Below are 18358 nucleotides of genomic sequence, written 5' to 3' on the forward strand. Positions count from 1 at the left end.
CAAGCATGCGGCGTACGCGCCCGGACGGCAACGCAATTTGCCCGCTCGCCGGGCCGGTCGGCGGGAGCGCCCCGCAGGCTGGGCATTGACGGTGGTCAGGTTAGCCAGTAGACCTTGGTGATGGAGGCCCGCCGATGAGGAAAGCTCCGCTCACGTTGGAACAACTGCGGGTCGCCACAGCCGAGGGCGAGATCGACACCGTGGTGCTGGCCCTGGTGGACATGCAGGGCCGGTTGCAGGGCAAGCGGTTCCACGCCCCCTACTTCCTCGACCACGTCGTCGCGCACGGCAGCGAGGGCTGCAACTACCTGCTCGCCGTGGACGTCGACATGAACACCGTCGACGGGTACGCGATGTCGAGCTGGGAACGCGGCTACGGCGACTTCGCCATGGTGCCGGACTTCGACACGCTGCGTCGGGTGCCCTGGCAGCCGGGCAGCGCGCTGCTCCTGGCGGACCTGGCCTGGCTGGACGGGTCAGGGCCGGTGGCCGCCTCGCCCCGGCAGATCCTGCGCCGTCAGTTGGACCGGATGGCGGGTCACGGGCTGACCGCCTACGCCGGCACGGAGCTGGAGTTCGTGCTGTTCCGCGACTCCTACGAGGACGCCTGGCGGCGCGGCTACCGGGAGCTGACCCCCGCCAACCAGTACAACGTGGACTACTCCCTGCTCGGCACCGCCCGGGTGGAGCCGCTGCTGCGCCGCATCCGCCGGGAGATGGCAGGGGCGGGGCTGACCCCCGAGAGCGCGAAAGGGGAGTGCAACCTGGGCCAGCACGAGATCGCCTTCCGCTACGACGAGGCGGTGGCCTGCGCCGACCACCACGTCATCTACAAGAACGGGGCGAAGGAGATCGCCGCCCAGGAGGGCATGTCGATCACCTTCATGGCCAAGCCGAACGAGCGGGAGGGCAACTCCTGCCACATCCACTTCTCCCTGCGTGACGCGGACGGCCGGTCGGCGCTGCTCGGCGACGGGCCGGCGCACCTGTCGGCGACCGGGCGGCGGGTGCTGGCCGGGCTGCTCGCCACCATGCAGGAGTTCAGCCTCCTGTTCGCCCCGAACGTCAACTCCTACAAGCGCTACCAGCCCGGATCGTTCGCCCCGACCGCGCTGCGGTGGGGCACGGACAACCGCACCTGCGCCCTGCGGCTGGTCGGGCACGGGCAGGGCATGCGGGTGGAGAACCGGGTCCCGGGAGCGGACGTGAACCCGTACCTGGCCATCGCCGCGCTGGTCGCCGGCGCCGTGCACGGCATCGAGCGCGGGCTGGAGCTGGGCGAGGAGTGCACCGGCAACGCGTACGACGACCCGGCCGCCGAGCGGGTCCCCGGCACGCTGCGCGACGCCCTCGCCCGGTGGGAGTCCTCGACGGTGGCGGGGGAGGCGTTCGGCGACGAGGTGGTGGCGCACTACGCCAACCAGGCGCGGGTCGAGCTGGCCGCCTTCGACGCCGCCGTGACCGACTGGGAGCTCTTCCGTGGCTTCGAACGCCTCTGACCTCGACCGCGTGATCGACGGGAAGGGGTGGGGCCCGTGACCGAGGTGGTGAACCCGGCGACGGGTGAGGTAATCGCGGTCGTGCCGTCGGCGTCGGCCGACGAGGTCGACGCGGCGATCGGGCGGGCGGACGCGGCGTACCCGCGGTGGCGGGCGGTGGCGCCGGGGGACCGGGCGCGCCTGCTGCGCCGGTTCGCCGCGCTGGTGGACGCGCACCTGGAGCAGCTGGCGCAGTTGGAGGTGCGCAATTCGGGGCACACCGTCGGCAACGCGCGGTGGGAGGCGGGCAACGTCCGGGACGTGCTCGACTACTACGCGGGCGCGCCGGAGCGGCTGACCGGGCGGCAGATCCCGGTGCCGGGCGGGCTGGACGTGACGTTCCACGAACCGCTCGGCGTGGTCGGGGTGATCGTGCCGTGGAACTTCCCGATGCCGATCGCCGCCTGGGGCTTCGCGCCGGCGCTGGCGGCCGGCAACACGGTGCTGCTCAAACCCGCCGAGTTGACCCCGCTGACCGCGCTGCGCCTGGCCGAGCTGGCCCGCGAGGCGGGGCTGCCCGAGGACGTCTTCACGGTGCTGCCGGGAGCCGGGTCCGTGGTGGGGGAGCGCTTCGTCACCCACCCCGCCGTCCGCAAGGTCTGCTTCACCGGCTCCACCGAGGTCGGCACCCGGATCATGGCCGGCTGCGCCGCGCAGGTGAAGCGGGTGACGCTGGAGCTGGGCGGCAAGAGCGCCAACCTGGTCTTCGCCGACGCCGACCTGGAGAAGGCGGCGGCGACCGCCCCGTACGCCGTCTTCGACAACGCCGGCCAGGACTGCTGCGCCCGGTCCCGGATCCTGGTCCAGCGGCCGGCGTACGACCGCTTCCTGGAGCTGCTCGAGCCGGCGGTGCGGGCGTTGCGGGTGGAGGATCCGGCCCGGGAGAGCGCCGAGATGGGCCCGCTCATCTCCGCCGGCCAGCGGGACCGGGTCGCGGGGTACGTCGACGGGGCGACCGTCGCCTTCACCGGCTCCCGCCCCGACGGGCCCGGCTTCTGGTACGCCCCGACGGTGCTGCTCGCCGACTCCACGACGGACCGGCACTGGCGGGAGGAGATCTTCGGCCCGGTCGTCTCGGTGCTCCCGTTCGACGACGAGGCCGACGCGGTGCGGCTCGCCAACGACACCGAGTACGGCCTGTCCGGCTCGGTCTGGACCCGGGACGTGGGTCGCGCCGTCCGGGTGGCGCGGGCGGTCGAGGCGGGCAACCTCAGCGTCAACTCGCACTCCTCGGTGCGGTACTGGACCCCCTTCGGCGGCATGAAGCGCTCCGGGCTGGGTCGCGAGCTGGGCCCGGACGCGCTGCACGCCTTCACCGACGTCAAGAACGTGTTCATCGCAACGGAGGAGTGAGGCGCGTGCAGGGTCGTCTTCAGGACCGGGTGGCCGTGGTCACCGGTGCGGGCAGCGGGATCGGGCTGGCCACCGTGCGGCGGTTCGCCGCCGAGGGGGCGCGGGTGGTCTGCGTGGACATCGACCCGGAGGCCGGCAAGCGGGCCGCCGACTCCGTGGGCGGCGAGTTCGTCGCGGCGGACGTCGCCGACGAGGCGGCCGTACGGGACCTCTTCGACGGGGTGGCCGAGCGGCACGGGCGGGTCGACATCGCGTTCAACAACGCCGGCATCTCCCCGCCGGAGGACGACTCCATCCTGGAGACCGGGCTGGACGCCTGGGAGCGGGTGCTGCGGGTCAACACCACGAGCGTCTACCTCTGCTGCAAGCACGTCATCCCGCACATGCGCCGACAGGGCAAGGGCTCGATCGTCAACACCGCCTCGTTCGTGGCGCTGATGGGGGCGGCCACCTCGCAGATCGCGTACACGGCGAGCAAGGGCGGGGTGCTGGCGATGACCCGGGAACTGGGCGTGCAGTTCGCCCGGGAGGGCATCCGGGTCAACGCGCTCTGCCCCGGCCCGGTCGCCACCCCGCTGCTGCTGGAACTCTTCGCCGCCGATCCGGAGCGCGCGGCCCGCCGGCTGGTGCACGTGCCGATGGGGCGGTTCGGCAGGCCGGAGGAGATCGCCGCCGCGGTGGCCTTCCTCGCCAGCGACGACGCCTCCTTCATGACCGCCGCGCAGTTCGTGGTCGACGGCGGCATCACCGGCGCGTACGTCACCCCGCTGTGAGCCCGCGCCCTCCGCATGGCGGGGGAGGCGCTGTCGGGCAGCCGACGGCCGACCGAGGCGGACGTAACCAGCGACCAAGGCGTGGCATGCGTTACGTTGCCGGCCCGTCAGGGTATTGAGCGGGGCACGGCCGGATGGATCATCGGGCCGAGGCGGGTAGGCCGGAGCGGGAGGCTGCATGAGCTCGGCCCAGGGGGGCGTGGACGAGGGGTGCCCGCCCGACCGCGTCCGGGAAGCGGAGCTTCCCCCGCTGCTCGCCGCGGCGTTCGCGGCCGGCGGCGAGATGGGCGAGCGGATGCGCGCGTTCGACTGGTCCACCACCCCGCTGGGCACCCCGGACCGCTGGCCGGCGGCGCTCTGCGCGGCGGTCGGCATGATGCTCGCCTCCAGCGCCCAGATCGTCATGTTCTGGGGCGAGGAGCAGCTCGCCTTCTACAACGACGCCTACCGGCCGACGATCGGCGGCAAGCACCCGGACGTGCTGGGCCGGCCGGCCCGCGAGCACTGGGCGGAGACCTGGGACGTGCTCGGGCCGCTGCTGGAGGGCGTCCGGCGCGGCTGCCGGTCGTACCGGGCAGAGGACCATCCCTTCCCGCTCGACCGGCACGGCTTCCTCGAGGAGACGTACTTCGACGTCTCGTACGACCCGATCCTGGGCGCCGACGGCACCGTCGACGGCATCTTCTGCATCGTCAACGAGACCACCGGCCGGGTGCTCGGCGAGCGCCGGCTGCGGCTGCTGGCGGAGCTGGGCAGCGAGCTGGCCGAGGTGGGCAGCACGGCGGAGCTGGGCCGGGCCGCCGCCGCGGTGTTCGACCGGCACCGGCCGGACGTGCCGTTCGCCCTGGTGCACCTGCCCGACGACACCGGCCGCCTCGCGCTGTCGGGGCGCAGCGGCGTCGACGCCGCGGCGGTCACCACGCCGTCCCCGGCGTCGCTCGCCGAGGTCGCCGCCGGCGGCGCCGCCACCACCGTCGCCGTGAGGGACCTGCTCGCCCCGGTCCCGGCCGACGCGACCGAGCGGGCGTTGGTGCTGCCGGTCACCGCGGCGAGCGAGACCGTCGGGACGCTGGTCGTCGGCCTCGCCCGCCGGCTGCCGCTGACCGACGAGTACCGCGACTTCTTCGACCTGGTCGCCGCGCAGGTCTCCCGGGCCGTCGGCAAGCAGCAGGCGTACGAGCACCAGCGCGCCCGCGCCGCCGAGCTGGCCGCCCTCGACCGGGCCAAGACCAACTTCTTCGCCAACATCAGCCACGAGTTCCGCACCCCGTTGACCCTGGTGCTCGGCCCGTTGGAGGACCTGCTCGCCGACCCGGCGCTGCCCGAGGCGTACACGGACCGGCTCACCACCATGCACCGCAACGCGCTGCGGCTGCTCAAGCTCGTCAACACGGTGCTCGACTTCTCCCGGCTGGAGTCCGGTCGGCTGGCCGCCCACTACCAGCCGACCGACCTGGCGGACTACACCTCCCGGCTGGCCAGCACGTTCCGCTCGGCGACCGAGCGGGCCGGGCTGCGCCTGGTGGTGGACTGCCCGCCGCTGCCGGCACCGGTCTTCGTGGACCGGGACATGTGGGAGAAGATCGTCCTCAACCTGGTGTCGAACGCGGTGAAGTTCACCTTCGACGGGGAGATCCGGGTGCGGGTCCACGCCGTCGACGGCGCCGCCCGGCTGGAGGTCGCCGACACCGGCGTCGGCATCGTCCCCGAGGAACTTCCGCAGGTCTTCGAGCGCTTCCACCGGGTGCCGGGGGCGCGCTCGCGCACCCACGAGGGCACCGGGATCGGTCTGGCGCTGGTCCGCGAGCTGGTCGAGATGCACGGCGGCGAGGCGGCCGTCAGCAGCCGCGTCGACGAGGGCAGCACGTTCACCGTGACCGTCCCCTTCGGCACCGGGCACCTGCCGCCCGAACGGGTCGCCGACGCCGATCCCCCGGCGCCGGTCGAGCTGGTGCGGGCCGACCTGTACGTGGCGGAGACCGCCCGCTGGGCCGACGCCGCGGGAGCCGGGGCGACCCGGGTGGCCGGATCGGGCGCCGCCGGGCGGATCCTGGTCGCCGACGACAACGCCGACCTGCGCGAACACGTCACCCGGCTGCTCTCCCCGTCGTGGGAGGTGGTCGCGGTGACCGACGGCGTGGAGGCGCTGCGGCTGGCCGTCGACGGCGCGTTCGACCTGGTGCTGACCGACGTGATGATGCCCCGGCTGGACGGCTTCGGGCTGGTCGCCGCGCTGCGTGCGGACGCGCGTACCCGGCACGTGCCGATCGTGCTGCTCTCGGCCCGCGCCGGCTCCGCCGAGGCGGTCGCCGGGCTCTCGGCCGGCGCCGACGACTACCTCACCAAGCCCTTCTCCGGCCAGGAGCTGATCGCGCGGGTCCGGGCCAACGTCGAGCTGGGCCAGCTCCGCGGCCAGATCATCCGCGGGCTACGGGCGCTGGCCGACGCCGCGGTGGCGGTCAACACCGCCCGATCCACGGCCGACGTGCTCCAGGTCGCCGCGCGGCACGCGCTCAGCCTCGCCGAGGCCGCCCGGGTGGTGGTCTCGGCGACCGGGATGCGCTTCGAGGCCGACGGCGGCGGGTCGGCCCCCGTCGAGCCGTCCTTCGTGCTGCCGCTGACCGGCACCGTCGGCGAGCAGCTCGGCGAGCTGCGGGTCTGGCGGCCGGACGGCGACGGCGCCCGCACCGACGAGGCCGCGCTCACCCAGCTCGCCCGGCTGGTCGGCGTGCGGCTGGAGAACGCCCAGCTCTACGAGGCCGAGCACCGCATCGCCACCACGCTCCAGCACAGCCTGCTGCCCCGGTCGCTGCCGCAACTGCCGGGCGCCGTCGTCGCCAGCCGCTACCTGCCCGGCAGCGCCGAGGTGGAGGTCGGCGGAGACTGGTACGACGTCGTCGCCCTGTGCGACGACGAGCTGGTGCTGGCCATCGGCGACGTAATGGGCAAGGGCGTCCGCGCGGCCGCGGCGATGGGCCAGCTCCGCAACGCGCTGCGGGCGTACGTGCTGGAGGGGTTCGACCCGGGGGAGTCGCTGACCCGGCTCAACCGGCTGGTCGGGACGACGGAGGGGCGTTCCTTCGCCACCGTGGTCTGCCTCTGGTTCAGCCCGCGCACCGGCCGGCTGCGGTACGCCAGCGCCGGACACCCCTCGCCGCTGCTGATCCGGGGAGACGACGTGACGTTCCTGCACGACCGGGCGCTCGGCCCGCCCGTCGGGGCGATCCCGGACACGTCCTACCGGACGCACGAGGGGGAGCTGACCCCGGGCAGCCGGCTGCTGCTCTACACCGACGGGCTGATCGAGGACCGGCAGCTCGACATCGACGACGCGCTGGCCCGGCTCAGGCAGGACGCGGCGACGCCCGGCGAGCACGTGACGGACGTGATCGACGCCGTGGTCCGGCGGATCGCCGGGCGGCCCCTGCGCGACGACGTCGCGGTGCTGGCCCTGGAGGCGGCGGAACTCGACCGGTTCGCGCTGCGGCTGCCGGCCGACCCCGCCCGGCTCAGCGCGCTGCGCAAGCGGCTGGAGGACTTCCTCGTCGCCCACTCCGTCAACGAGACGGACCTGTTCGACCTGACCGTCGCCGTCTCCGAGGCGGCCGCCAACGCCATCGAGCACCCCGTCGACCCCACGGAGCCGACGATCGCCGTCGAGGTGGTCATCGAGGATCGCACCGTGGTGGCCACCGTGCGCGACAGCGGGCGGTGGCGGGAGTCGACCGGGTCGGGCTTCCGCGGGCGGGGGTTGTCCCTCATCAAGGCGCTGGGGGAGCTGTCGGTCACGCGTACCCCCGAGGGGACGGAGGTGACGCTGCGCCGGCGGCTGGCGGACTGAGCACCCGCCCGGCGGCGGCCGGAGCGGCGCGGCCCGAGGTCAGGCCGGACGGAGCCAGGTCTGCTCGCCCAGGCCGGCGATGTCCAGCACGCGGCGGACCTGCCGGGACGGCAGGACGGCGAGGGCGTCGGGGAACTGCTGGGCGAGCCGGACCACGGCGTGGATCGCCGCCGAGTCGAAGAAGGTGACCGCCCGCAGGTCGAGCGTCACCCGCTCGGCCGGCTCCCGCAGCACGGTCTGGACCATCGTGTCGGCGGTGGCCATGTCGACCTCGCCGGTCACCACGACGCGGACGTGACCACCGTCGGCCTCCGCGCTGGCGGAGAATACGGGAGGCACGCCGTCCCCTTGATCCACGCAGCCACAATGGCACAGCCTCCCGGGCGCGGCAACAACCGGGCCGGGCGGGCGGTGGCGGGGGCCGCCCGGCCCCGCGGCGATAGGCTTGCGTCATGACCGTCCGTGCGCCGCTGACCCCAGGCACGCTCTCCCCGTTGCGGCCCGTGCCCGCCCACATCGTCCGCCCGGAGTACGTGGGCAAGAAGCGTCCCCAGGAGTGGCGCGGCTCGCACGTGCAGACCCCGGAGACCGTCGAGAAGATGCGGATCGCGGGTCGGCTCGCCGCCCAGGCCACCCAGCTCGCGGGTGAGCACTGCAAGCCCGGCGTGACCACCGACGAGATCGACCGGGTCGTGCACGAGTTCCTCTGCGACCACGGCGCCTACCCGTCGACGCTGGGCTACAAGGGCTTCCCCAAGTCCTGCTGCACCAGCCTCAACGAGGTGATCTGCCACGGCATCCCCGACTCCACCGTGCTCGCCGACGGCGACATCATCAACGTCGACGTCACGGCGTACATCAACGGGGTGCACGGCGACACCGACGCCACCTTCTGCGTCGGCGAGGTCAGCGAGGAGGCCCGGCTGCTGGTCGAGCGGACCCACGAGGCGATGATGCGCGGCATCCGCGCGGTCGCCCCGGGCCGCCAGATCAACGTGGTCGGCCGGGTCATCGAGTCGTACGCGAAGCGCTTCGGCTACGGCGTGGTCCGCGACTTCACCGGCCACGGCATCGGCGAGTCCTTCCACAGCGGGCTCTACGTGCCGCACTACGACAGCCCCCGCCCGACCGACGTGATGGAGCCGGGGATGACGTTCACGATCGAGCCGATGATCACCCTCGGCACCCACCAGTACGACATGTGGGACGACGGCTGGACGGTGGTCACCAAGGACCGCAGGTGGACCGCGCAGTTCGAGCACACCATCGTGGTGACCGAGGACGGCCACGAGATCCTCACACTGCCGTGACCGACACCCCTGCGGCGCTCCGCGAGGCGCACCACGCGGACGTGTCCGGCGGCTGGCTGCGGCCCGCCGTCTTCGGCGCGATGGACGGCCTCGTCACCAACATCGCCCTGATCGCGGGCGTCGGCGGCGGCGGGGTGTCGCCCCGCAGCATCGTGCTCACCGGCACCGCCGGCCTGGTGGCCGGCGCCATCTCGATGGGGCTGGGGGAGTACACGAGCGTCCGCTCGGCCAACGAGCAGGTCGCGGCCGAGGTGGCCAAGGAACGCCGCGAGCTGGAGCGGCACCCCGAGGCGGAGGCGCGCGAGCTGGCCGAGGCGTGGGTCGCCCGGGGCCTGCCGCACGACCTCGCCATGCAGGTCGCCGAGGCCGTGCGGCGCAACCCGGAGGAGGCGCTGCGGGTGCACGTCCGGGAGGAGTTGGGCGTCGACCCCGACGACCAGCCCAGCCCGTGGGCGGCCGCGATCTCGTCGTTCCTGTTCTTCTCGGTCGGGGCCCTGGTGCCGCTGCTGACCTACCTGTTCGGCTCGACCAGCCTCTGGCTGGCGCTGGCCGTCGGTGGGCTCGGGCTCTTCGCGGCCGGGGCGGTGGTCGCCCGGTTCACCGCCCGGCCCTGGTGGTCCGGCGGCCTGCGCCAGCTCCTGCTGGGCGCCGCGGCGGCCGGCGCCACCTATCTCGTCGGCGCCCTCATCGGCGTCCAGGGCGCCCTCGGCTGACGCCCGCCGCGCCCTCGGCTGACGCCGCCGCGCCCCCGGGTCGGCGCAGAGCCGGTCGTCCGCGCTCCGGCTCGTCGGCAAGGGCGGCAAGTCCCGCCGCCGCGCGGCGGGTCAGCCGTCGAGGAGGTCGTCGACCGTGCCGTCGACGGGGCGGCCCCGCGCGGCCAACTCCGCCGCCTGGCGGGCCAGCACGGCGCCCACCTCGGTCATGTCCGCGCCGGCCAGGCCGGTGCGCCGCACGGCGTCCCCCGGGTCACGGAAGTAGGTGCGGCTGAGCAGGCCGTTCACGGTGGCCGCCGCCAGCCGAGCCTCGCCGAGCATCAGCAGGGCCTGGTCGGTCTCGTACCACTCGGCCAGCCGGGCCGCCCGGGCGTGCGCCGCGCTGCCCCTGTACCACGCCTGCCGGGCCGCCGTGCTGAACTCGGCCGGCCGGGCGCGGGCCAGCCGGCCCAGGTGCTCGTCACGGAGCGTGCGCAGCCAGCCGGTCGGGTCGTGCAGCGCCCGGGTGCTGACGTACCGGTCGGCGGTCAGCGGCCAGAGCGGGGAGATCAGCCGGGCCTGGCGGAGGTAGTCGTCCGCGCCGGCCACGGTCAGGTCGACCAGCACGCCGTCGACCCGCCGGGTCGCCGGGGGCGGGCCGCCGCCGGGCCGGTAGGTCACCACCAGCAGCCCGACCTCGCCGTCCCCGCCGCCGTCGTCGTCGCCGTGCGCGAGCGGGCCGTGCACGGCGACGGCGAGCACGTCGGCCGGGAAGCGCCGGCGGGCGGCGTCGGCGACCCGCTCGGCCACCGCCCACCGTGGATCGCCCAGGTGCGGGTCGCCACCGGAGGCCATGCCGTCCACGTCCACGCCGACCACCTCACGCCCTCGCCGACCGGGCCGCCCGGCACGAGCCGGCCCGCGGTGTCGCGGCGGCGCAGGTCACCGCACCAGCCTAGTCGCGCCCGCCCGACCCGCCCGGCCCGCCGCGCCCGGTGGGGACCAGCCGGAAGAGGAGGATCTCCCGGCCGCCGGCCCGCCGCACGTACGTCTGGTAGGCGGGCCACTGGTCGACCAGCAGCCGCCACAACCGTTCCCGTTCGGCGCCCGTGGCGGCCTCGGCGCGCACCGGGACCCGGCGGCCCTTCACGTCCACCTCGGCGGCCGGGTCGGCGAGCAGGTTCAGCGCCCAGCCCGGCTGGTGGGTCTGGCCGAAGTTCGTGCCGACCACCACGTACGCGCCGCCGTCGGGCACGTACAGCAGGGGGTTGCTGCGCGGCCGGCCGGAGCGCCGGCCGGTGGTGGTGATGACCAGCGACGGGACGAGCCCCAGCGCGACCACCCGGCCCCGGGTGAGCCGCCCGACCACCCGGTCGGCGGGGACGAGCAGGCGGACGGCGGCGCCGAACCAGCGATGGTGGCCGACGCGGCGGGTGAGGGCTCCCAGGACGGGCACGGGCACCAGTGTGCCCGGTCCCGGCCGCTCAGTCGAGGCGTCGCTCGACCGGCAGCCGGGACCGGGTGAACAGTCCCGCGCCGAGCATCGCGACCAGCGGCACCACCACCAGGACGCCGAGGGTGGTCCACGGGACCACCACCGGGTACGGGTCCTGGACCGGCCACGAGCCGGCGTACCGGCGGTTCAGGGCGGTCAGGATGATCACGGCCGAGCCGAGGCCGGCGACGATGCCGAGCGCCGAGCCCAGCACGGCGACCACCCCCGCCTGGCACAGCGACAGGAGCCGGCGCAGGCCGGGACCGGCGCCCACCGCGGCCAGTGTGGACAGGTCGGCGCGCCCCTCGGCCGCCGCCAGCCCGGTGGCGATGCCGGCGGCGCCCACGGTGATCACCCCGGCCGCGGCGGCCAGCAGGAGCAGCACCGGCCGCCCGTCGCCCGACCGGTCGCCCTGCTCGATCTCCACGTGGGCGCCGAGCGGGCGCAGCGCGGTGGCGAACCGGTCCCGCCGGCCCTGGTCGGGTGCCCCGTCGGCCGAGACGGCCCAGCCGAGCGGGCGGGTGGCCAGCCCGAGCCGGTCGGCCGCCCGCCGCGAGAGCAGCAGCCGTTCCGTCGGCACCCCCGTGCGCAGCGCGTACGCGGCGACGGCTGTGGGCGCCGACGTCACCGGCGCGGCCGGTCCCGACCCGTTCACCACCACCTCGATCCGCCCGTCCACCACGTAGCGCGGATCGGTCACCACCGCGCCGCCGGCGCGCAGCACGGCGGCCGCGGCGGCGACGTCGGCCGGGTCGGCGCCGGTGAGCAGCGGCAGGGCCAAGCCGTCGTCCACCAGCACCTGGAAGTACGCGCCGTGGAGGTCCTCCGGCCGGCCCTGGCAGCGCTCGTCCGCGCGGGCCTGCTGCCGCTCGGCCTCGCTCAGGCCGTCGCTGAACGGCCAGGGACACGCCCGGTGGGGCGGCAGCACCGGAGCGACCGAGCAGGGCTCGGCCTCCGTCGTGCACCGCACCCCGGCCACCGGCGCCACCGTGGTGGCGCCGAGCTGGTCGCGGGCCGCCTCGGTGACCCGGGCCAGGGCCGGCGCGGTGTCCAGGTCCGCCCGGTGCACCAGCACGGTGCCGACGGGCAGGCTCGGCTCGTACGTCGCCATACTCCGCGCGTGGTCGCTGGCCAGGTACACCCCGACCGCGACGCTGCCGGCGACCGCCGCCATCACCGCCGAGATCGCCGGGGCGGCCGAGGAACGGTTGCGGCTGGCGTCGCGCAGCGCGATCCGGGGCGCCAGCGGGAGCGACCGCCCGAGCCGGGCGAGCAGGCCGACCAGCGTCGGGGTGGCGAAGACCAGCCCCAACTCGCCGAGGACCAGACCGGCGAGGATCACCGGCGGCGACGTCCGGGCGGCCCCGAACGCGGCCAACGCCGCCCCGCCGGCCGCCATGCACACGCCGGCCATGAGCCAGCGCCGCCGGTGCGCGGGCGGGGTGCGGCGGCCGGCCAGCCCGGCCACCACGTCCTGCCGAGCCGCCGCCCAGGCCGGGGCCAGCGCGGCCAGCACGCCGGACAGCACCGCGACGGCCGCGACCGCCACCAGGGCCTCCGGCCAGCAGCGGTACCCGCCGAAGCGCGCGCCGTAGAGGTGCTGCTCGACCAGCGGCCGGGCGGCGAACGCGGCGGCGACGCCGAGCGTGAGCCCGGTGGCCGCCCCGAGGGCGCCCAGCACCACGCCGTCGGCCAGCACGATCCGGCGCAGGTGGGCGTCGTCGCCGCCCGCCACCGCGACCAACGCGAGGTCCCGGCGCCGCCGCCGTACGCCGACCGCGAAGGCCGGGCCGACGAGCAGCACCACCTCCAGCAGCCCCAGCCCGCCGACGAGTACCGAGACGCTCATCCCCTCGACGTCGACCGAGGAGAACGGTTCGGGCCCGACGACGTCCACCCCCGAGGGCGGGGCGGGGGTGCGGGCGTGGACCACGACGCCGTGGTCGTTGAGCCGGCGGAACAGTGCCTCGTCCACCGTCCCGGGCAGGTCCACCAGCCAGGTCATGTCCGGCTCGGCGTCCGCCGGGCCGGCGGTCGCCGGGTGCAGCGTGACGATCGGTCCCAGGTCGTCCGGGTACTCGACCACCCCGACCACCCGCCACGAGCGGGAGCCGTCCCCGGACGTGACGGTGCCACCGGGACGGACGTCGAGTCGGCGCAGTGCGGCGGGGCTCACCGCGATCTCGTCCGGCCCGGCCGGCGCCCGGCCGGAACGGAACCGGGCCAGCCCCCGGCCGAGCGGGTCCGCGAGGTTCACGGCGCGGCCGGTGACGTCCCGCTCGACCCGGTCGCCGACCCGGGCGTCGAAGCTCACCCAGCGGCGCAGCGGGACGACCCGGCTCCCGGCCGGCAGCAGGGCGGTGACCTGTTCGGCGGTGACCCGCCCGGCCGGTGGCGTCGCGTCGTGGTCGGACGCCCAGCCATCGCCCCATGAGTCCTGGGTGACCGGCCCGCGCGCCACCCAGAGCAGTTCCGCGTCGGCGACACCGAGCTGCCGCTCGGTCCGCTCGGCCCGGGTCAGCTCGGACATGTCCCAGCTCACCGCGGTGAAGGTCAGCACCAGCACCGGCAGCGTGATCATCGCGAGCACCAGCGCCGTACGCCCCCGCGCCCGCCGGGCCTCCCGGCGGGCGATCCGCAGCGCCACCCACCAGGAGCCGACGGCGCCCGCGAGCCGGCCGCCCCGGCCCGCCGTCACCGACCGCTGCCGGTCAGCAGTTGCTCCACGCTGCCCAGCGGGGCCGTCGAGTCGACCAGCACCCCGTCGCGGAGGAAGACCACCCGGTCGGCCCAGGCGGCGTGCCGCGCCTCGTGGGTGACCAGGACCGCGGCGGCCCCGGCGTCGACCCGTCGGCGCAGCAGGTGCAGCACCGCCTCGCCGGTCTGCGAGTCCAGCGCCCCGGTGGGCTCGTCGGCGAGCACCAGCCGGCGCTCGCCGACCAGCGCGCGGGCGATCGCCACCCGCTGCTGCTGGCCGCCGGAGAGCTGGTCGGGGAACCGGTCGCCCAGTTCCGGCAGGCCCACCTCGGCCAGCGCGTCCAGCGCCAGCCGGCGCGCCCGCCGGACGCCGGTCCCGTCGAGTTCCAGGGGGAGCGCGACGTTCTCCACGGCGGTGAGGCTGCCGAGCAGGTTCAGGTCCTGGAAGATGTAGCCGATCCGGCGGCGACGCACCTGGGCGAGGCGGCGCCGGTCCAGGGCGCCGAGGTGCTCGCCCTCGACGAGCACCTCGCCGGCGGTCGGGCCGTCCAGCCCGCCGGCGAGAGCCAGCAGGGTGGACTTCCCGGAGCCGGAGGGCCCCATCACCGCGACGAGCTCGCCCGGGTGGACGGCGAGGCTCACGCCGCGCAGCGCGTGCACCGCCGCCGGCCCGGTGCCGTGAGTGCGGTGCACGTCGCGCACGTCGAGCACGGCCGGGGCCGGGCTGCCGCCCGCCGGCCCACTGCCCACGCTCACCGTCGCGCCTCCTCGTCCGCCCGGTCCACCGCCTCGGCGGGCGTCGTCGGCGCGCGGCCGGGCCCCGTCGGACGGTAGCGCACCAGGCTCGTCTCGCAGTGGTCCAGCCAGCGCACCTCGGCCTCGGCCTGGAAGACCATGGCGTCGAGCACCAGCCGCCACGGCAGGTCCTCCGGGCGGTCGCTGGCGTACTTCAACCGGGTCAACTCCTGCAACGTCCGCATGGTCGCGCTGCGCTGGGTCTGCACCACCGACCGCACGTCGACGCCGGGCGTGGTCAGCGCGAGGGCCAGCTTGATCGCCAACTCGTCGCGGGGCCGGTCGGTGCGGCTGATCGGGGTGGCGAACCACAGCGCCAGGTCCGTCCGCCCGGCGTCGGTGATCTCGTACGGGCGCTGCCCGGCCTCGCTCTCGGGGAGCGAGCGGACCAGCCCGTCCCGCTCCAGGCGGGACAGGGTGGTGTAGACCTGCCCGATGTTCAGCGGCCAGGTCGAGCCGGTCGACTCCTCGAACGCGGCGCGGAGCTGGTAGCCGTACATCTGGCCGCGTTCGAGCAGGGCGAGCAGCCCGTGACGGATGGACATGGCTCCGGAGTATGCATACCTGGTATGCGACCCGCAACCGGAGCGTCACCGCCGGCAGCGGCGGTCAGGCGGGACGGCCGGGGAACGGCACGGTCAGCGGGGTGATTCCGGCCGTCCGGCGCCAGCGGGTCGCCCGCAGGGCGTACTCGACCAGGGCGGCCAGCGCCCGGTCGCGGTCGGCGCCGGTGGTGGCGGGCACCGCCGCCCGCCAGAACGCCGCGGTGCGCTCCTCCACCTCGACGGCCAGCCGCAGCGCGCTCGCCCGGTCGGTCACCGGGAACGGCAGGGCGTAGCCCGCCCGGTCGGGCGGGACGGCGCCGCCGCCCGCGCTCAGCTGCATCACCAGGTCGTCACGGCGGCGCCGGTGCGCGGCCTCCGCCTCGCGGGCGGCGGTCCGGGCCGCGCCGGTGAGGCGCACCCCGATGGGGCCGTAGGCCCAGATCGCCGCGTACTCGGCGGTGAGCGCCGCGCCCAGCGCCCCGGCCGGCCCGGTCGGTGTCGGTGTCGGTGCGGTCACTTCAGTGCCTCCACGTGTGTGGCCCGGGCGGCGGCGATCGAGGCGAGCAGCGCGGCCCGTTCCGCCGGCGCCGCCGCGCAGGCACTGGTCGCCGTCTCCCGCCCGGTGCGCTCGCGCTCGCGCAGCGCGGCCCGGGCGGCGGCCGGGTCGGCCGCCGGGGCGGAGGTGGTCGCGGCGGGCGCCGAGGGCAGCGGCACGCCGATCACCCGGGCCAGCTCGGCCGCGTGCGCGCCGTGCGCCTCGGCGATCGGGGTGAGCAGGCCGGCCAGCGCGGGGTGCGCCGCGGCGGCGTCGCGGTGCCCGGCGGCGAGCCGGAGCGCCTCGTCGAGCAGCGGCGTGAGCGGGTCGGGCCCGGGACTGGGATCGTCGTCGCGGTCGAGAAGATCACAGCCGGTCAGCGGCGCCGTCGCGCCGCCGAGCGCCAGGAGGGCCCCGGCGCGCAGCACCGTTCGCCGGGAATGCCCGGTTGCTCCGCCGCGTTGTGTCGGTCTGTCCGTCGCCACCGGACAAGTCAACACCATCACCGGCCGTACGTGGGCCACCGGCGTCGGTGCGCCGCCCGGTCCGGTGCCCGGCAGGCGCGTTACGCTCTGCGCAGCCACCGGCGCGTCAGCTCCGGTGGCGTGCCGGCATGGCGACCGATCGGGGCGCCGTCGATCAGGAGAAGGGTGCGGAGATGACGCAGCGTGGCCGTGCCACGAGGTCGACGGGTCCGGCGGGCAGACCCCGGCGCGCCGACGCCCCCCGGGGCGGGGAACGCGCCGGCGGCCCGCGCGGCGACCTCGCCGCCCGGCGGGCCCGGCTGCGTGAGGTCATCGAGCCGGTGGTCGCCGGCGCCGGCTACGACCTGGAGGAGCTCACCGTCTCCCGGGCCGGCCGCCGGCACGTGGTGCGGGTGATCGTGGACGCCGACGGCGGGATCAACCTGGACGCCGTCGCCGAGGTCTCCCGGGCCGTCTCCGCGGCCCTCGACGCGGCCGAGGAGTCCGGGGGCGACATCGTCGCCGGGGAATACCAGCTGGAGGTCAGCTCCCCGGGCGTGGACCGGCCGCTGACCCTGCCCCGGCACTGGCGGCGTAACGTCGGGCGGCTGGTCAAGGTGACCGCCCGCGGCACGGGCGCCCCGCCCGGGCAGCGCGCCGGGCAGCCCGCCGGCGACCGGCAGGTCACCGGCCGGGTGGTCGAGGCCGACGACGAACGCGTGGTGCTGGAGACCGACACCGGCCGCGCCGCGTGGACCTACGCCGAGCTCGGCCCCGGCCGGGTGCAGGTCGAGTTCAACCGCCTCGACGAGTTCGAGGATGCGGACGAACCCGACGACATGGACGACACCGACGACTTCGACGACGAAGATGATGTGGAGGACGAGGAGAGGTGAACATCGACCTCGCGGCGCTGCGCGCACTCGAGCGCGAGCGGGAGATCCCGTTCGACACGATCCTCGCGGCGATCGAGACCGCGCTGCTGACGGCCTACCGGCACACCGAGGGGGCGGAAGCGCACGCCCGGGTGGAGATCGACCGTAAGTCCGGCGCGGCCCTGGTCTACGCGCAGGAGCTGGACGACGACGGCACGGTGGTGCGGGAGTGGGACGACACCCCGCACGACTTCGGCCGGATCGCCGCCATGACCGCCAAGCAGGTGATCCTCCAGCGGCTGCGGGAGGCCACCGACGAGGTGCACTTCGGCGAGTACGTCGGCCGCGACGGCGACCTGGTCACCGGCGTGGTGCAGGCGCACGAGGCGCGGGCGGAGAAGGGCATCGTCACCGTCGACCTGGGCAAGCTGGAGGGTGTCCTGCCGCAGTCGGAGCAGGTGCCCGGCGAGCGGTACGTCCACGGCGAGCGGATCCGCTGCGTGGTGGTGCACGTGGCCAAGGGAATGCGCGGCCCGCAGATCACGTTGTCGCGTTCGCACCCGGCGCTGGTCAAGAAGCTCTTCGCGCTCGAGGTGCCGGAGATCGCCGACGGCACGGTCGAGATCGGCGCGATCGCACGTGAGGCGGGTCACCGTACGAAGATCGCGGTCCGCTCCACCACCCAGGGCGTGAACGCCAAGGGGGCCTGCATCGGCCCGATGGGCCAGCGGGTCCGCGCGGTGATGAGCGAGCTGCACGGCGAGAAGATCGACATCATCGACTGGTCGGACGACCCGGCGACCTTCGTCGGCAACGCGTTGTCGCCGGCCAAGGCGCTGCGGGTCGAGGTGGTCGACCTGGCCACCCGGACGGCCCGGGTGACGGTGCCGGACTTCCAGCTCTCCCTCGCCATCGGCAGGGAGGGGCAGAATGCCCGGCTTGCTGCCCGGCTGACCGGTTGGCGGATCGACATCCGGTCCGACGCGGAGCAGGCCGGGGCGAGCGGCCGGAGCGGGGCTGATCACGTCCCGGAGCCGGGCAGCGCGATCTCGGGCGCCTAGGGGTAGACTTTCTCCAGTGGTACGACGCGCGCTGCCGGAGCGCACCTGTGTGGGTTGCCGGCGACGTGCGCCGGCCAGCGAATTGCTGCGGATCGTCGCGGTCGGCGACGAGGCTGGTCACAGCCTCCGGCCCGATCCGGCCCGCAGGCTGCCGGGTCGGGGAGCGAACATGCACCCGGATCCGGCCTGCTTCGCGCAAGCTGTGCGGCGGCGCGCCTTCGGGCGGGCGCTGCGCGTCACCGGGGTCCTCGACCACGGTGAGCTCGCGGAGCACGTCGATGCGCCAACCACTACGTCCGGTCAGCCCGACCGGGCGAGGGTCGCTAGCAAGGTAGGACGACCGACATGAGCACACGATGAAGTCCCTGAAATGACCAGGCTTCA

17 protein-coding genes are annotated in these 18358 nt (G+C 75.3%); 9 read left to right on the forward strand and 8 right to left on the reverse strand.

All coding sequences use genetic code 11. The features are described from left to right. Positions 1-134 precede the first annotated feature (134 nt). From ACZ6O2_RS01020 to ACZ6O2_RS01035, 4 genes are all read left to right on the forward strand, one after another. Positions 135-1499: a glutamine synthetase family protein gene (locus tag ACZ6O2_RS01020; RefSeq protein WP_466021581.1), complete on the forward strand. Its 1365-nt coding sequence runs from the start codon at positions 135-137 to the stop codon at positions 1497-1499. Positions 1500-1535: 36 nt separating this feature from the next. Further along, a complete protein-coding gene (locus tag ACZ6O2_RS01025; RefSeq protein WP_466021582.1) occupies positions 1536-2891 on the forward strand; it encodes an aldehyde dehydrogenase family protein in 1356 nt (451 codons plus the stop codon). A 5-nt stretch (positions 2892-2896) separates the two neighbouring features. Beyond that, entirely contained in the window at positions 2897-3664 is a 768-nt protein-coding gene (locus ACZ6O2_RS01030; RefSeq protein WP_357453247.1) for a 3-oxoacyl-ACP reductase, read from the forward strand. A gap of 178 nt (positions 3665-3842) precedes the next feature. Next, positions 3843-7505, forward strand: a complete 3663-nt coding sequence (locus tag ACZ6O2_RS01035; RefSeq protein WP_466021583.1) for a SpoIIE family protein phosphatase — start codon at positions 3843-3845, stop codon at positions 7503-7505. A gap of 39 nt (positions 7506-7544) precedes the next feature. On the opposite strand, the gene ACZ6O2_RS01040 is transcribed toward ACZ6O2_RS01035, so the two are convergent. Further along, positions 7545-7862, reverse strand: coding sequence for an STAS domain-containing protein (locus tag ACZ6O2_RS01040; protein ID WP_466021584.1), 318 nt, complete (start codon positions 7860-7862; stop codon positions 7545-7547). A 95-nt stretch (positions 7863-7957) separates the two neighbouring features. On the opposite strand from ACZ6O2_RS01040, the gene map reads away from it, so the two are divergent. Next, positions 7958-8815 carry a type I methionyl aminopeptidase gene (gene map / locus ACZ6O2_RS01045; protein WP_350704972.1) on the forward strand — a complete coding sequence of 286 codons (858 nt, stop codon included), beginning with the start codon at positions 7958-7960 and terminating at the stop codon, positions 8813-8815. Next, complete coding sequence (locus tag ACZ6O2_RS01050) at positions 8812-9528, forward strand: VIT1/CCC1 transporter family protein (protein WP_350704974.1); 717 nt, start codon at positions 8812-8814, stop codon at positions 9526-9528. Before map ends, ACZ6O2_RS01050 begins: the two co-directional genes overlap by 4 nt. 111 nt (positions 9529-9639) lie before the next feature. Here ACZ6O2_RS01050 and ACZ6O2_RS01055 read toward each other — a convergent pair whose 3' ends face one another. The 7 genes from ACZ6O2_RS01055 to ACZ6O2_RS01085 form a co-directional block, all read right to left on the reverse strand. Continuing rightward, positions 9640-10362, reverse strand: coding sequence for a nucleotidyltransferase domain-containing protein (locus tag ACZ6O2_RS01055; RefSeq protein WP_350705133.1), 723 nt, complete (start codon positions 10360-10362; stop codon positions 9640-9642). Between the two features lie 100 nt (positions 10363-10462). Beyond that, positions 10463-10963 carry a nitroreductase/quinone reductase family protein gene (locus ACZ6O2_RS01060; RefSeq protein ID WP_466021585.1) on the reverse strand — a complete coding sequence of 167 codons (501 nt, stop codon included), beginning with the start codon at positions 10961-10963 and terminating at the stop codon, positions 10463-10465. Positions 10964-10991: 28 nt separating this feature from the next. Next, entirely contained in the window at positions 10992-13700 is a 2709-nt protein-coding gene (locus tag ACZ6O2_RS01065; RefSeq protein WP_466021586.1) for an FtsX-like permease family protein, read from the reverse strand. After that, positions 13697-14455: an ABC transporter ATP-binding protein gene (locus ACZ6O2_RS01070; protein WP_350704980.1), complete on the reverse strand. Its 759-nt coding sequence runs from the start codon at positions 14453-14455 to the stop codon at positions 13697-13699. The genes ACZ6O2_RS01065 and ACZ6O2_RS01070 overlap by 4 nt, the downstream gene beginning before the upstream one ends. Then, positions 14452-15039, reverse strand: a complete 588-nt coding sequence (locus tag ACZ6O2_RS01075; protein ID WP_350704982.1) for a PadR family transcriptional regulator — start codon at positions 15037-15039, stop codon at positions 14452-14454. The genes ACZ6O2_RS01070 and ACZ6O2_RS01075 overlap by 4 nt, the downstream gene beginning before the upstream one ends. Before the next feature lie 64 nt (positions 15040-15103). Further along, a complete protein-coding gene (locus ACZ6O2_RS01080) occupies positions 15104-15556 on the reverse strand; it encodes a ferritin-like domain-containing protein (RefSeq protein WP_466021587.1) in 453 nt (150 codons plus the stop codon). Then, entirely contained in the window at positions 15553-16002 is a 450-nt protein-coding gene (locus ACZ6O2_RS01085; protein ID WP_466021706.1) for a hypothetical protein, read from the reverse strand. The genes ACZ6O2_RS01080 and ACZ6O2_RS01085 overlap by 4 nt, the downstream gene beginning before the upstream one ends. Before the next feature lie 230 nt (positions 16003-16232). On the opposite strand from ACZ6O2_RS01085, the gene rimP reads away from it, so the two are divergent. Genes rimP through ACZ6O2_RS01100 form a run of 3 tightly spaced genes read left to right on the forward strand, consistent with a single transcriptional unit; the run spans position 16233 to position 18323 of the window. Further along, positions 16233-16934 (forward strand): ribosome maturation factor RimP, encoded by a 702-nt coding sequence (gene rimP / locus ACZ6O2_RS01090; RefSeq protein ID WP_466021707.1) that lies wholly within the window; start codon positions 16233-16235, stop codon positions 16932-16934. Beyond that, positions 16931-17974: a transcription termination factor NusA gene (gene nusA, locus ACZ6O2_RS01095; RefSeq protein WP_350704986.1), complete on the forward strand. Its 1044-nt coding sequence runs from the start codon at positions 16931-16933 to the stop codon at positions 17972-17974. Before rimP ends, nusA begins: the two co-directional genes overlap by 4 nt. A 16-nt stretch (positions 17975-17990) precedes the next feature. Next, a complete protein-coding gene (locus tag ACZ6O2_RS01100) occupies positions 17991-18323 on the forward strand; it encodes a YlxR family protein (RefSeq protein ID WP_350704988.1) in 333 nt (110 codons plus the stop codon). The last annotated feature ends 35 nt before the right edge of the window (positions 18324-18358 follow it).

It is taken from the genome of Micromonospora sp. NPDC048040 (assembly GCF_055587185.1).